Here is a 14,067-nt window from a genome sequence, read left to right as displayed (position 1 = left end):
CTTCGTCATTGAAGCGGTGCAGCGTATCGGTCAGTTATGTAGAAATAACATGAGTGATTGCATGCCTGCTTGATGCGATTGAACTTAGTATACGGGTATTTATTATAAAGGGCAATAATAAAAATCATTTTTTCATATAAAAAAAGCTGACATTTCATACAATGTCAGCTTTTTTGTACGTTTTCATCGCTAAAAAGTCGAATATTACACTTGTTTAACGCATTTAATGTTCAGATTTAGCAATATCTCTGTGAAAACATTTTCCAGTTTATGAGTCATAAATAGTTGTTTTGTGCAAAATCGATATGGTTTGTATATGTTGTTGTCGTGATTTATTTACGCAGCAACAAATCGCGATAAATATATTCGAAAATGAACTCGAATGCTTCCAAATGACGCTTCGCTTCAAACGCATTTTTACCCCACGCATAGATGCCATGACCACGCAGTAGAATGCCCGGTATACTCTGATTGAGGACGCCCGGTACTAATTCGGCAATGCGTGGAATCTCAGCGTAATTGGGCAGTACAGGGATGGTAATCGCAGCATTTTCTTCCCAGATATTAAACGCCTTGATCAATTCCAATCCTTGAATCGGTACGGCACCCTGTTCACCAAAATATTCGCTTACCAGATTGTTAAACACCGTATGCACATGGAACACGGCACCGCAGCCTGTCTCACGATAAATTTCACAATGGATCAGCGTCTCAGCACTTGGTTTTAGCGCTGTCGTCTCGCATGGACGTCCATGCTGATCAACAAACAGAAAGTCTGACGGTGTGCTGACCGATTTGTCTTTGCCACTCGCTGTAATCGCAAAGTGGAAGTTATCCGGCTCGTAATCGCCCACACGCAGCGACAGATTGCCGCTAGTACCTGGAAACCAGTGTCGTGCGGCAAATTGCTCCTTGATACCACTCAGCTCTTGCAGCACCGCCTGTTTATGTTCAAGTGCAATATTGGCAAAGCTCATGTATGCATCGCTCCTGTTCGTTGTCGTAGATCGTCGATAATATCGTGAAATGTCTCAAATGGTACATGCGGCACGCCCAGCTCACGGCACTTGTCAGTGAGTACAGAACGGGAATAGACCAGATCAGCGATTTTGGCACCTTCGAAATCAGTCAGGCTATCGCCGATCAGAATGCGTTCATATTGCTCTGGTGGAAAACCGCGCATAACGGTCGTTTTACACATGCCGCAATCGTTGTGGCAATGCTCATCGCAGCGGTGCGGCCATAGAATAGTAATATTTTCACCAGAAAAGTCAGCACTGTTACAGTAAATATGATCTTGCGGAATATCAAACGGCTCTAGCAGCGGCTTTAGGAAAAAGTCGATCCCGCCGCTAGTTACGTAATACGGAATCTGCTGTGACCGTACAAAATCCAGAAATTCACGATAGCCTTCACGAATACCTGCATGCTGCAATACGTAGTCGATGATATCTTGTTTTTGCGAAGAAGGCATCAGACCGAACATCGCGCCCACACCGTCGCGAATGGAACGCTGCTGATTGACTACGCCGTCTATGATTTCTTGATAACCCGGCGGAGAGAAGTGCTTCATAATCGCTACGATATTGTCCGAATTCGTAATCGTACCGTCAAAGTCGCAAAAGATTACCGGTTGCTTGTGACTCATACTTCACCGCCCCAGATTTCCAGCGCTTGTGCCAGTTCCGTATGCCCCTGCACAGCGTAATCTGCCAGCGATATACCAGACAATGCCGCATCAATCGCCTGCTGGAACGCACGTCCGCCTGCGCTGGCGCCGCCGGGATGGCCGTGAATCCCGCCGCCTGCATTAATGATGACATCATTGCCAAAGTCACGCAGAATGAGCGGCACCAGCCCCGGATGAATCCCTGCTGACGGTACAGGGAAGCTTCTTTTGAACGGCAAACTGCCGGTAAGCAATTGCTCGCGGATTGCCATATTTTCTTCCTTCGGCATCGTAACCGAACCGTAAGGAGAAGGGAACAGCACCAGATCGGTACCTGCCAGACGCATCAGTTGTCCAAGCAGTACAGAAGCGGAGATGCCGTAATATGGTGACGGATAATAAGCACCGGCAAGCGCTGGATGCGCCATGATCGGGATGTTAATGTCAGAATCGTTGCTCAGTTCGGCAAGAACGTCATAACCGTATGACAGTACATTGAACAGCAGCGCATTCGCACCTGCATCAATTGCTTTGATCGCTTGCTCTTTCAGCTTGAAGGTAGAACCGGTCAGATTGGCGGCGTATAGTACCTTTTTGCCCGTTTCCGCCTGTGCGGCTTCGGCAGCTTTGCGGCACGCTGCGACACGCTTCTCAATCGGTGTCAGTTCATTTTCAAACAGGATTTCGTCGTCCTTGATCAGATCGACGCCTCCCAGCGCCTGCGCACGGAATTGACGCGTCAGCTCGTCCAGATCGTGACCGATGACCGATTTGAAAATGCTCATCAGCAGCGGACGTTCAGGAACGCCAAGTAGCTGGCGTACACCGTGTAAGCCAAATTTGGGTCCACCAAAATGACTTAGAAAACGCTCGGAAAATTCCAGATTCGTCAGTTTGATGCGTCCGTCCATAGAGATTTTGCCAAATACGGTAACGAGTAGTGCCGGAATATCGCTGCTAAAGTTAGCATCCGGGTAAGCGATACGAATATCCGCATATCGTTCGCCATCAGCAGGCTCAAACACATCGACTGAAAGGACTTCGCCCAGATGCTTCTTCATTGATTGTTGCTTGGCGGCAGGCAATTCGGTCCAGCTACCAACGGTCATGCCGACGGCGATGGACGTTGCTTTTTTATGAAAATCTGCCTTTGGATCATGACAGCGATACGTTGCGATGCAATAGCTCATAGATGCTCCTCCTTCAGTGCTGCCCCCATTTCCCGGGAGCGTTCTGCGCAGCGTTCAATGCCGCGGATAATGATCTGCTTCATCTGATGCTCGTCGAATACTTTGACAGCTGCCGCAGTGGCGCCGTTCGGCGAGGTGACTTTGGCGCGCAGCTCGGCAGGTTGTTCGCCAGTTTGCTGTACCATATGGGCAGCACCGACGACGGTTTGCACCGTCAATTCATGTGCCTGCTCGCGGGTTAGACCGCCCTGCACGCCCGCTTCGATCATCGCTTCCATGACATAATAAATATAAGCGGGACCGCTACCAGAGATGCCGGTTAATGTTTCCATTTGCTGCTCGGCAATTTCCGTTACCGTGCCAACAGCTTCAAAGAGATGCTGTACCGTTTGTTTTTGGTCGGCTGTCACTTCTGCGGAGAAGACGAGACCGGTTGCGCCCAGACCAATCGTGCTGGATGTATTGGGCATGGTACGTGCAATCGGCTGTTTTTTGCCAAGTACATATTGCATTGTTTCCACTTCGAGTCCGGCGATCACCGATACGAGCAGTTGATTGTCGTTCAGCAGTGGGCTGAGCTGCCCAAGCGCAGCGGCTGCATCGACAGGCTTCATCGCCAGTACGATAATGTCGGCATGTTGCAGCACTTCATCACGCTGCGTTTCATTAGTAACGACCGAAACGCCGTAACGCTGGATGAGATAGTTCATACGATCTTTGTTGCTGCGATTCAGCATCGTGACCTGACCCGGTACAACGACCGAACGGTTCACTAGTCCGCGCAAAATAGCTTCCGCCATCGAGCCTGCGCCGTAGAAGCAAATCGATTGATTGATTAATGTATGTTGTTTTGCAGAATGACCCATATTTATCTATCCTTCCTAATTCCAATATTGATCTATATTTGATAAAGCATGATTGTGGCGTACTACCATTGGAGCAAGGTGCCAATACAACATAGGCAAGGCGAACCAAACGTGTAAAACAAGCTGTACTGGTACCTACTTTTAGCCGCGTGTCTGACCTGTGCCGTAGATTCTGTACTTGGTGGAGGTGAGAGATGGCAAGCCCATCGGTCCGCGTGCATGCAGCTTCTGGGTGCTAATGCCAATCTCTGCACCAAAGCCGAATTCGAATCCATCGGTGAACCGGGTAGAGGCATTGTGATATACCGCTGCCGCGTCTACTTCTTGCATGAATCGGTCCGCGTGATGCTGATCTTTGGTCACGATACATTCCGAATGCTTGGTGCCGTAGGTGGCGATATGTTGTAGCGCCTCGTCCAGCGAGTCGACGATTTTCACATTTAAAATATAGTCGTTATACTCGGTCGCATAATCCTGCTCAGTTGTACCGGTTGCCCAGTGCAGCAGCTCACGGGTACGCGGACAGCCGCGCAGTTCCACATGGTATTCATCGCGCAATTGTTCAGCCAGACGAATAAACGCTTGCTGATCGTAACCGGAATGAACAAGGAACGTTTCCATCGAGTTGCAGACGGAAGGGCGCTGTACTTTGGCATTGATGGCGATGTCTGCTACCATCTGCTGGTCGGCAGATTCGTCGGCATACGTATGGCAAATGCCTGCGCCCGTTTCGATCACGGGTACGGTAGAGTTTTGCACGACATTTTGAATTAGCGCACTGCCACCACGTGGGATGATCACGTCGATCAGACCGTTCAGCTTCATCATTTCATTGACAGAGGCGCGATCTGAATCTTCAATCAATTGCAGTGCATCCGCAGGAACGGCAGAATCGTTGAGCGCGTCATGCAGCACCTCGATAATTTTGCGATTGGAAGAGAGGGCAGCGGAACCGCCACGCAATACGATGGCGTTACCAGTTTTGAGTGCTAATCCTGCCGCATCGACCGTCACATTGGGACGGGCTTCGTAGATCATACCGAGCACGCCGATGGGTACGCGAATTTTGTGGATTTGCAAACCGTTAGGGCGCTGAATCGTTTCTAGCAGCTCGCCAATCGGATCATTTAGCTCCACAATTTGGCGTAATCCTTCGGCAATATCCTCGATGCGTTCTTTGGTCAAGCGCAATCGATCCAATAGCGATTCGGAAGTGCCGTTGGCACGACCATTTTCAATATCTACCTCATTGGCGACGATGATCTCCTCGTATCGTGTGACCAATGCATCTGCCATCTGTCGCAGTGCCGCATTTTTGTCAGCAGTGGAGACGTTGGCGAGTGGCAGTGCCGCACGGCTTGCTAGCGTTGCCTTTTGTACAACTTCGCTTACTTCAGTCATTGCGTGATTCCTCCTTGAAAATAATGTATGACCATCCGTCTACTTCACAGTGATAACCTTCATGATGAATAGCTGTGCTTATGTTATCGATATACCGTTATGGTTGTTCAAAGGCATATATGATGGGGCAGTCGATTGTTTATACTTTCATTCTTATTATAATGTAATCCATTCGTCCCGGTGAACGGCTTCGAGATGCTGAACATGATCGACGCCTAGCGTTTCGGCAATTTTACTGCTTGGCAGACCGATAATTTGCTGCAATTGATCGTAATCATAATTGACGATGCCGCGTCCAAGTACATCACGTTGTACATTTTGCACCTCGACTACATCGCCAGCATGGAATTGCCCTTCAAGCTGGCGAATCCCAACCGGGAGCAGGCTGCGTCCATTATCAATCAATGCGCGTTCGGCACCTTCGTCGATAATGAGTGTACCGAGTGGAACAGATAGGAAGCCGAGCCACTGCTTTTTCATCGGCAACGATGCACTGTGGGTAGAGAAATACGTCCCTTTGCCCTGATGATTCGCAGCAAGCAGCAGATCGCCCGGCTGGTTCACACGTCCAACGAATACTTCGATTCCGCCGCGAGTGGCGATTTTGGCTGCATCAACTTTGGAACGCATTCCGCCTGTACCGACTGCTGAGCCAGCGCCGCCCGCCATATCGTAAATCTCATCAGTAATTTCGTCGATTACGGGATAATGTACGGCTTCTGGGTCTTTGTTCGGATTAGCGCTGTACAATCCATCTACATCCGTCAAAATGAGCAAATGCGATGCTTTGGCAAGATTGGCGACGAGTGCGGACAATGTATCGTTATCGCCAAATTTTAGCTCGTCGACAGAGACAGTATCATTTTCATTGATGATCGGGATTACATTCTGCTTCAGCAATTCCTCAATCGTCATGCTGGCATTGCCTGCCCGCTTCCGATGAGTAAAATCACCCCGTGTCAGCAAAATCTGGGCGCTGACGATCCCATGTTGGGCAAATGCCTGCTGGTAATCGCGCATAAGCAGCGCCTGACCGACGGAGGCGGCAGCCTGCTTTTCGTGTAATAGACGTGGGCGCGACAGATACCCGATTTCGCGGAATCCGGCAGCTACCGCACCGGAGGTGACGAGCAGAACCGAATGTCCTTGCTGCTGCAATGCAGCGATTTCGGCGGCAAAAAAGTCCACCGCTTCATGATTCAGACCACCCTGTGGTCCGGTCAGCGAGCTGCTGCCGATTTTCACGACAATACGCTGGTGTTGCATGATGATTCACTCCTTCTGCATAATACGACACAACATCACTTGATGATGACATGCTGCGGCATACGAAGGGGAGAATGCAAAAAAGACTCCCGCCCTCCGTATCCAACATGAATACAAAGGACGAAAGTCTGCACTTCCGCGGTACCACCTTTATTGACAGCACAGAGCTGTCCGGCTTGAAGCCCGATAACGGCGGGAAGTCCGTCCGGCGTTTGGCGCCGAAAGCTCGGGGGCAGGTTCAGCAGGAGCTGGCGGTGAATCCTTTCAGCCTCTGGAATTCACTCTCTATGCACGCCGCTGTATTTGCTTACTATTCCCTTCATTGCGTTCTGTATAATTGTCCGTGCGGTTTATCGCCGCTCCGGTCAGATGATTATGTCATGGTGTCCGATGTACGGGATTCCGTACAATCGGTGTTGCTGATTAGGATAGCACGGACTGTGACTTTTGCCAAGTACCGCGTGGCAGGGATAGTGCGATTTGTTGTCTAAGAATCGGTATTTGCAGAACATACATGCTGCATGGTGCCGATCACGACGATAATGGTTGCAACTATATCCAGCTATTTATTGGGTAAACAATCCGTTGGAAGCTTGGATAACGATGTTGGCTGTTATAGAGCGAATGAAGTCTTGATGAGATATATTCAGTCTTTGCGGGATTCCGTTTCATTTTTACCGAATAGATTCAGCTTGCCAATTCGTTGCACCGCTTCACGCAATCGTTCTTCGGACGTGAGTAGACCAATGCGCACATATCCTTCGCCGCCCGTACCAAAGCCGATACCCGGCGCAACCGCAACATGCGCCTGCTCCAGCAGCAATGTGGCGAACTGTCGCGAATCCATGCCTTCCGGTACAGGCAACCAGCAGAAGAACGAGCCTTTGGGCGCTTCTGCTTGCCAACCGATCTTGTCCAGCTCTTCAAAAAAGGCATTCCGGCGCGATTCATAGCGATCCACCAGATCCGTTACACATTGCTGATCATCCGTTAATGCTCGTGCTGCCGCTGCCTGAATGCCGCCAAACAGACTCACATACACATGATCCTGCATCAGATTGATCAGACGAATAATCTCGCTGTTACCGAGCGCAAATGCTACGCGCCAGCCCGCCATATTGTACGTCTTGGATAGGGTATAAAATTCCACACCGACTTCCTTCGCACCAGGCACCTGCAAAAAGCTAACCGGCTTCTGCCCATCAAATCCAATCGCTCCATACGCAAAATCGCTCGCCACCACAACCTGATTGCGGCGTGCAAATGCTACCGTTTCTTCATAAAAAGATAACGGAGCCGTCGCTGACGTCGGATTGTTCGGGTAGTTGAGAAACATCAGCTTCGCCCGTTCCAGCACGTCCGGCGAGATCGCGCTATAATCTGGCAAGTACGCATGATCCTCAGTCAGCGGCATAAAGCTCATCTCTGCACCGGATAATGCTACACCTGACCAATAATCTGGATACCCGGGATCAGGAACGAGACAGATGTCGCCCTTTTCCAGCAAAATTTGGCTGATCTCAATCAAACCGGTCTTGCCACCGAACAAAATTGCTACTTCTGTCTGCGGATCAAGATCGACATCGTAATCTTCCTTATACCGCTTCGCAATTGCTTCTTTCAGAAACGGATAGCCGGTAAATGGCGAATATTTATGATATTGTGGATTGCCTGCCGCCTCGCGCAACTCCTCAACAATATGCGGCGGGGTCGGTTGATCCGGGTTCCCTTGACCAAGATTGATTACATCATGCCCGGCGTTCACATGCCGATTCACATCTTGCACCAATTTGGCAAAAAACTGCTCTGGCAATTCATTCATCATTCCCGCTGGTTGAATAGGAAATGCGGATACGCTGCTATTGTTCACATTGGACATCGTCTTCATCACTCCGGTTGCTATATTTGAGATGGTGCACACTATTGTGTAATGGAAAAGATACAAGTTGAATATAGATGCAACGCTCATTTCGATATTGAGCTGCTGTATATGCTAACCTGCTGTACATGCTAAGCGCAATGTGATGCTCGTTACAGGCTGTATAAAATGTTGCTTTTCTTGGGGACTGACATAGTTCTCCTAATCTATCACGATTTTTCCGATTGGTATAGAGGAATTGTCTGGAAATATTGCTTTTCGGTCGTTGCTGCGGCTATGATAAATGCAATATACAGCACACAGGGAGAGATGATCAATGACTGCACGACAATACCATATCAGCCTGATTCAAATGGATATCGCGCTGGCTGATCCGCAGGAAAATATACGCCGCGCCGGAGAATGGATCAAGCGTGCGATGAACGCAGAGCAGCGCCCGGATGTGATCGTACTGCCAGAAATGTGGAATACCGGGTATGCGCTGGATCGACTGGACGGTATCGCCGAACCGGAGCATGGTCCGATCAACCGCTGGCTGAGTGAGACGGCGCGTGAGCATAACATAGTGCTAGTTGGCGGTTCTATATCAGAGCAGCGTGATAGTGGATTTTACAATACATTATATGTACATGGCGCGGATGGACAGCAACAGGCGAAGTACGACAAGATTCATCTGTTCAAGCTGATGGACGAGGAAAAGTTCATGCAGCCCGGCGAAGAGACGGCATTGTTTCCACTGGGCGATGTGACCGCTGCGGCATCCATCTGCTACGATATTCGTTTTCCCGAACTGGCGCGTACGCTGGCACTGGCAGGGGCAAAAGTATGGTTTGTGCCTGCTGAATGGCCCAATCCGCGTCTGCATCACTGGCGTACACTGCTGACAGCGCGCGCGATTGAGAATCAAATGTATGTCATCGCCTGCAATCGTGTTGGCAGCGATGCGAAAAGTACCTTTTTCGGTCACTCGATGGTTATCGATCCGTGGGGGGAAGTGATCGCTGAGAGCGGGGAAGAGGAAGGCATTTTAACCGCAACGATTGATCTGGATTTGTCCGACGAGGTGCGCGGACGGATACCAGTATTCGCCGACCGCCGACCAGAATTGTACCGACATCAGGAATAAGATGTAGTGCTAGGATCGTACTATAATGCTGTTCAGGCTGGTGCTGGACATTGTTAGGTCGTCTATATCAACAGGTGATAAAAGCATATGAAGCTCTTTGGCGTTTCCGTTACAGTATTGCGTACTTAAAGGGAACGACGAAGAGCTTTTTTGTAAAGAAAGACGGCATACGAGCCAAGCTTGGTAAAACAAAACTTGGCGACATCAAGCTTGCTGAAATGATACTACGTTTTGAGGAATGACAAAATGAATAGAACATTATACTAACTAAAAGTTAGTTAGTTGTGGTTTTGAAATAGTTTTGCCGTTTACTCTTTTCTTTGCATAGGAACAGGCTATAATAGAAAAATAGAAAACGTCTTAAATTAAGATATTAAATAGTTAGTATATTCTATCCCCTATCCAAAAGGAGCTGAACACGATGACTCTTCGTACTGCAGGCATTCATCATATTACGTCATTCGTTACTGATCCGCAGCGCAATGTGGATTTCTATGCTGGTATTCTCGGTCTGCGCATGGTCAAGCAGACGATTAACTTTGACGCACCGGATGTGTATCATCTGTATTTTGGCAATGAAGGCGGAGCACCGGGCACGATTGTTACCTTCTTCCCGCAGCCAGGAGCGCGTCGCGGTGTGGTAGGTAGCGGACAACTGGGCATTACTGTATTCGCTGTACCACCAGGAGCACTGCCATTCTGGACAGATCGTTTGCAAAAATTGAATATTCAAGTTGAGACCGTCAGCCGCTTTGGTGAGCAATTGTTGCGTTTTAGCGATTATGACGGATTGCGGATTGAACTGGTCGAGCGTGAAGCAGGTACAACCAATACGTGGGAGTGGGATGGTATCACTGCGGCGGAAGCGATCAAGGGCTTCGGCGGTGGGGTGCTGTTCAGCGCATTGCCTGAACGTACGCTGCATACGGTAGAGCATGTGCTAGGCTTAACACGCATTGCTGAGGAAGAGGGGTATGTACGCTTCCAAGCTACTGGCGATCTTGGCAATATAATCGATGTGAATAATCATGAATTGCCACGTGGTATTGGCGGAGCTGGAACGGTGCATCATATCGCTTGGCGCGCAGCGGACTTTGACGAGCATGAGCAATGGCGCAGTCAGGTGGCAGCAGCTGGATTTCAGCCGACACCGGTCATTGACCGTCAATATTTTAACGCTGTGTATTTCCGTGAAGAAGGTGGCATTCTGTTCGAGATTGCTACCGATCCACCGGGATTTGCCAATGACGAACCGGCTGAGCAACTTGGAAGCAAGCTTATGCTGCCAGAATGGTATGAACCGCAACGTGATTTGATTGAAAATAATCTGCTGCCGATTCAGGTACGCAAGCTTCGTTAATCCGATTGGAATATAAGTAATGATGCGACTAGGAGGATTCAATAGATGACAACAGACACGATGAAGCATATTTTTAAACAAGGAAGTAATCCGGAGCAACCAGTATTGCTGCTATTGCATGGCACAGGTGGAACCGAGCGTGATTTGCTGCCGCTGGCGGATCTGATCGCTCCAATGGCGTCCGTACTTGGCGTGCGTGGTAACGTATCGGAAAATGGCATGCCCCGCTTTTTCCGCCGTCTGGCAGAAGGCGTATTCGATGAACCAGATCTCATCGCACGTACACATGAGCTGAATGCCTTTCTGGATGCGGCGGCAGTCGAATACGGATTTGACCGCAGCAATATCGTAGCGGTGGGTTACTCTAACGGTGCCAATATCGCAGCCAGTCTGCTGTTCCATGATGCTCAGTCGCTCAAAGGTGCGATTTTGCATCATGCGATGGTGCCACTGCGCAGTATTGAGTTGCCGAATTTGACTGGTACATCGGTATTTATGGCGTCGGGTAGTAATGATCCAATCGTACCGCGTGCCGAGAGTGAGGAGCTGGGTCAATTGCTGACCGATGCTGGGGCTGAGGTGGAATTGCTCTGGGAAAATAACGGTCACCAATTGACAGCAAGTGAAGCTCAAGCAGCGGCTGCATGGTTTCACCGTCATTTCTGAAAAGTGAGTAAGTAGTAGTTGGAGCGTAACACACTGCGGCATGTCAGGGAAACTTGGCATGCCGCTTATTTATGATCAGAATCACGTAGAGTAAGCCTTACACACGAAATCGTGTTTACGCTTGACAGTGAGAACAGTTATCATTTACTATATTATTAAATCGTAATAATTACTATTAAATAAGAATCAGATAACAGGAAGAGTGGAGAGCTTCTATGTTATCTGTACCTTAGGAGGTGAATCCAATGGCTAAAACCGATACAGCAACTGCATATCGTCAGTTAAAAAGCCCAAATAAAGTCACTCGCGCCCGTGCATTGCGTGTGATCAAAGAAGCGAAAAAGCAAAAACGTCAGAAATAAGCTTTTCCGTCTTCACTGCTGCTTTGTCCATAAGCAATGACAATACACCTGCCATCGTCTGATCTGTATCTCACTCATCCAACAAACATCCCGCAAGATAGGTTTCTTCGATCCCAATCCATCGTTTTATAAGATTCTGTATTATGTAATAGACATAAACAACAATCCCGGTTACTCTTTTTGCAAAGAATAACCGGGATTGTTCCATTACTTGGATTGCGTCACTTGTACTACGATTGTATCACTTGTACTTTGACTGTATCACTTATACTAGGATTGTATCATTTGGATTCTACTTAACGCGTCTGTTCATTTCCTTTTTCTGGAATGGCACACGATTCGTCTGTACACATATCGCCAGTTTCCGAATTGTTCAGCATTTGTAGCGGTTGTTCTTCCGCCCAGATATCAGTCAGTGCTTTGCTGAATGCATCGGTCGGCTGTGCACCAGATACGGCATATTTATCATTGATGACGAAGAATGGTACACCTTGAATGCCGAGCTGGCTGCCCAATCGTTCCTGACGACGAACTTCTTCGCCGTATTGCTCACTGTTTAATACAGCTAGCGCTTCGCTTCGATCCAGACCGACTGCGGTAGCGATATCAGCCAGAGTATCATGATCGCCGATATGACGGGATTCGGTAAAATAAGCATGGAACAGCGCTTTGTTCATTTCTTCGCCTTTGCCTTTAGCGGTAGCGAATTGCATCAGACGATGCGCATCAAAGCTGTTCGTTAGAATCATGCTGTCAAATTCAAAATGCAATCCTTCCTGTGCAGCCTGTGCGCCTACATTGGCGTTCATCTGACGTACCTGTTCAATGCTAGTATTGTATTTTTGCGCCAGCATTTGATTGTTGGTCAGTGGAATATCGCGCTCAGCAGAAGGATCTAGCTCAAAGCTTTTATAATTGACTTGCACTTGATCAGCATGCGGGAATTGCTCCAGCGCCTTGTGCAGTCTTGCTTCACCGATATAGCAGAACGGACACTGGTAATCAGACCAGATATCAATTTTCATTATACATATCCTCCAAAATTAGAATGATTTTTTTGGTAAAATCTGTTCGATACTGCTGTAACACTAGGAACATGGATGATCATTCGCTAGTGTTGTACCTGTATTAGTTACAACTGTTCACTTCTCCAGTATATAATGATTACTTTTAATAATCAACTAAATAAATATCGAATACAGTTCTCAATAAAATGACTGCAATAGATAATCACGTACGTTGATCTATTGCAGTCATTTTATTGTATCGTGAATGTTTGCTCATAATGTACACATAATGAAAACTTATACGTTACGATCGATCTTCACTCCCAAGCTACAGCCGTTCGCGCGTGACGACATTTTCCATCGTATCTCTGAACGACTCAATAAATGCTTCCGCCGCTTTGGATAAATACCGCCCTTTGCGACGCGCCAGCACAAGCGTGCGACTTGGAATTGGTTCAGCTAGCGGCAAGTAGACGGGTAGAAATTCCCCACGCCGAGCACGGGCGATATAATGAGGAACAAACGTCACACCCATGCCGGTGGCGACGAGTGATTGAATCGTCTCTATATTATTGCTTTCAAAAACAACTTTCGGTTCAAAGCCAGCTTCCTTGCATACATCGAACACAATTTTGCGGAAGCCTTGTCCTTTTTTCAATACGATGAATGATTCGTCTTTTAGCTCCTTGAGTGTGACAGGGCGGTGATCTCCATCCATGAATCGCTTGGCGAGTGGATGATCAGGCGGAACTGCCAGATCGATCAGCTCCTCTGCAACCGGTTCATATGTGAGCGATGATTCTGTTAGAGGCAGGGCGAGCAGGCTAAGGTCGGTTTGACCGCTGGCAGTAAGCTTTTCCAGATTAAGCGAAGTATCTTCCAATAAAACAACATCAATCTGTGGATAATTGGTACGAAAATCGGGCAGCACATGAGGCAGCAGATGGGAGCCGGTAATCTGCATACTGCCGACGATCACGCGTCCACTTTGCAGCTGGGAAATGTCTGCCATCTCGCGGCGCAGTTGTTCCACTGAATCAATGATCTTCTGAGCATGCTCAACAAAGCTTGCTCCGGCGTGCGTCAATTCCACATTGCTTGTATTACGCTGAAATAGCAACACACCGAGTTCCTTTTCAAGCTTGGACAATTGCTGACTGAGCGAAGGCTGGGCGATATGCAATTTCTCGGCTGCACGGGAAAAGTTGCGCTCGGCGGCGATTTGCAGGGCATACTGTAGTTGTCTGAGTTCCATAATGTGGCTCCTTTTGGATG

Annotated in this window: 13 protein-coding genes and 1 other annotated feature; of the genes, 4 read left to right on the top strand and 9 right to left on the bottom strand. The window is 48.4% G+C overall.

Annotated features, from left to right (window positions below):
* Positions 1 to 332: 332 nt before the first annotated feature.
* The 7 genes from mtnB to ACE3MZ_RS14465 form a co-directional block, all read right to left on the bottom strand.
* Positions 333 to 977 carry a methylthioribulose 1-phosphate dehydratase gene (gene mtnB / locus ACE3MZ_RS14495; protein WP_411342863.1) on the bottom strand — a complete coding sequence of 215 codons (645 nt, stop codon included), beginning with the start codon at positions 975 to 977 and terminating at the stop codon, positions 333 to 335.
* Positions 974 to 1,648, bottom strand: coding sequence for a 2-hydroxy-3-keto-5-methylthiopentenyl-1-phosphate phosphatase (locus ACE3MZ_RS14490; protein ID WP_411342862.1), 675 nt, complete (start codon positions 1,646 to 1,648; stop codon positions 974 to 976). Before ACE3MZ_RS14490 ends, mtnB begins: the two co-directional genes overlap by 4 nt.
* The gene (locus ACE3MZ_RS14485; RefSeq protein WP_411342861.1) at positions 1,645 to 2,859 is read right to left on the bottom strand and encodes a 2,3-diketo-5-methylthiopentyl-1-phosphate enolase; all 1,215 of its coding nucleotides are present in this window, start codon (positions 2,857 to 2,859) and stop codon (positions 1,645 to 1,647) included. Before ACE3MZ_RS14485 ends, ACE3MZ_RS14490 begins: the two co-directional genes overlap by 4 nt.
* Positions 2,856 to 3,725 carry a pyrroline-5-carboxylate reductase gene (gene proC / locus ACE3MZ_RS14480; RefSeq protein ID WP_411342860.1) on the bottom strand — a complete coding sequence of 290 codons (870 nt, stop codon included), beginning with the start codon at positions 3,723 to 3,725 and terminating at the stop codon, positions 2,856 to 2,858. Before proC ends, ACE3MZ_RS14485 begins: the two co-directional genes overlap by 4 nt.
* A 141-nt stretch (positions 3,726 to 3,866) precedes the next feature.
* Complete coding sequence (locus tag ACE3MZ_RS14475) at positions 3,867 to 5,126, bottom strand: glutamate-5-semialdehyde dehydrogenase (RefSeq protein ID WP_411342859.1); 1,260 nt, start codon at positions 5,124 to 5,126, stop codon at positions 3,867 to 3,869.
* A gap of 156 nt (positions 5,127 to 5,282) precedes the next feature.
* Positions 5,283 to 6,392 (bottom strand): glutamate 5-kinase, encoded by a 1,110-nt coding sequence (gene proB, locus ACE3MZ_RS14470; protein ID WP_411342858.1) that lies wholly within the window; start codon positions 6,390 to 6,392, stop codon positions 5,283 to 5,285.
* A 113-nt stretch (positions 6,393 to 6,505) separates the two neighbouring features.
* Positions 6,506 to 6,724 (bottom strand) — a binding site (T-box leader).
* A 314-nt stretch (positions 6,725 to 7,038) separates the two neighbouring features.
* Positions 7,039 to 8,271: a pyridoxal phosphate-dependent aminotransferase gene (locus ACE3MZ_RS14465; RefSeq protein WP_411342857.1), complete on the bottom strand. Its 1,233-nt coding sequence runs from the start codon at positions 8,269 to 8,271 to the stop codon at positions 7,039 to 7,041.
* Between the two features lie 316 nt (positions 8,272 to 8,587).
* On the opposite strand from ACE3MZ_RS14465, the gene ACE3MZ_RS14460 reads away from it, so the two are divergent.
* The 4 genes from ACE3MZ_RS14460 (at position 8,588) to ACE3MZ_RS14445 (ending at position 11,785) form a co-directional block, all read left to right on the top strand.
* Positions 8,588 to 9,397: a carbon-nitrogen family hydrolase gene (locus tag ACE3MZ_RS14460; RefSeq protein ID WP_411342856.1), complete on the top strand. Its 810-nt coding sequence runs from the start codon at positions 8,588 to 8,590 to the stop codon at positions 9,395 to 9,397.
* A 421-nt stretch (positions 9,398 to 9,818) separates the two neighbouring features.
* The gene (locus ACE3MZ_RS14455; RefSeq protein ID WP_411342855.1) at positions 9,819 to 10,757 is read left to right on the top strand and encodes a ring-cleaving dioxygenase; all 939 of its coding nucleotides are present in this window, start codon (positions 9,819 to 9,821) and stop codon (positions 10,755 to 10,757) included.
* Positions 10,758 to 10,817: 60 nt separating this feature from the next.
* On the top strand, positions 10,818 to 11,423 hold the full coding sequence (locus ACE3MZ_RS14450) for an alpha/beta hydrolase (protein WP_411346802.1): 606 nt from the start codon (positions 10,818 to 10,820) through the stop codon (positions 11,421 to 11,423).
* Positions 11,424 to 11,668: 245 nt separating this feature from the next.
* Positions 11,669 to 11,785, top strand: a complete 117-nt coding sequence (locus ACE3MZ_RS14445; protein WP_411342854.1) for a putative metal homeostasis protein — start codon at positions 11,669 to 11,671, stop codon at positions 11,783 to 11,785.
* Positions 11,786 to 12,081: 296 nt separating this feature from the next.
* Here ACE3MZ_RS14445 and ACE3MZ_RS14440 read toward each other — a convergent pair whose 3' ends face one another.
* Entirely contained in the window at positions 12,082 to 12,810 is a 729-nt protein-coding gene (locus ACE3MZ_RS14440) for a DsbA family oxidoreductase (RefSeq protein WP_411342853.1), read from the bottom strand.
* Between the two features lie 310 nt (positions 12,811 to 13,120).
* A complete protein-coding gene (locus ACE3MZ_RS14435) occupies positions 13,121 to 14,047 on the bottom strand; it encodes a LysR family transcriptional regulator (RefSeq protein WP_411342852.1) in 927 nt (308 codons plus the stop codon).
* Between the last annotated feature and the right edge of the window lie 20 nt (positions 14,048 to 14,067).

The organism is Paenibacillus sp. WLX1005, from assembly GCF_046603685.1.
Classification (GTDB): Bacteria; Bacillota; Bacilli; order Paenibacillales; family Paenibacillaceae; genus Saccharibacillus.
The sequence above is the reverse complement of the archived record's forward strand: the minus strand, read 5'-3'. Positions and strand labels throughout refer to the sequence as shown.

Coding starts and splice junctions, on each gene's coding strand:
- ACE3MZ_RS14450 (WP_411346802.1), top strand. CDS start 10,818: ATGAAGCATATTTTTAAACAAGGAAGTAATCCGGAGCAACCAGTATTG.
- ACE3MZ_RS14485 (WP_411342861.1), bottom strand. CDS start 2,859: ATGAGCTATTGCATCGCAACGTATCGCTGTCATGATCCAAAGGCAGAT.
- mtnB (WP_411342863.1), bottom strand. CDS start 977: ATGAGCTTTGCCAATATTGCACTTGAACATAAACAGGCGGTGCTGCAA.
- ACE3MZ_RS14440 (WP_411342853.1), bottom strand. CDS start 12,810: ATGAAAATTGATATCTGGTCTGATTACCAGTGTCCGTTCTGCTATATC.
- ACE3MZ_RS14455 (WP_411342855.1), top strand. CDS start 9,819: ATGACTCTTCGTACTGCAGGCATTCATCATATTACGTCATTCGTTACT.
- proB (WP_411342858.1), bottom strand. CDS start 6,392: ATGCAACACCAGCGTATTGTCGTGAAAATCGGCAGCAGCTCGCTGACC.
- ACE3MZ_RS14435 (WP_411342852.1), bottom strand. CDS start 14,047: ATGGAACTCAGACAACTACAGTATGCCCTGCAAATCGCCGCCGAGCGC.
- ACE3MZ_RS14465 (WP_411342857.1), bottom strand. CDS start 8,271: ATGTCCAATGTGAACAATAGCAGCGTATCCGCATTTCCTATTCAACCA.
- proC (WP_411342860.1), bottom strand. CDS start 3,725: ATGGGTCATTCTGCAAAACAACATACATTAATCAATCAATCGATTTGC.
- ACE3MZ_RS14460 (WP_411342856.1), top strand. CDS start 8,588: ATGACTGCACGACAATACCATATCAGCCTGATTCAAATGGATATCGCG.
- ACE3MZ_RS14490 (WP_411342862.1), bottom strand. CDS start 1,648: ATGAGTCACAAGCAACCGGTAATCTTTTGCGACTTTGACGGTACGATT.
- ACE3MZ_RS14475 (WP_411342859.1), bottom strand. CDS start 5,126: ATGACTGAAGTAAGCGAAGTTGTACAAAAGGCAACGCTAGCAAGCCGT.
- ACE3MZ_RS14445 (WP_411342854.1), top strand. CDS start 11,669: ATGGCTAAAACCGATACAGCAACTGCATATCGTCAGTTAAAAAGCCCA.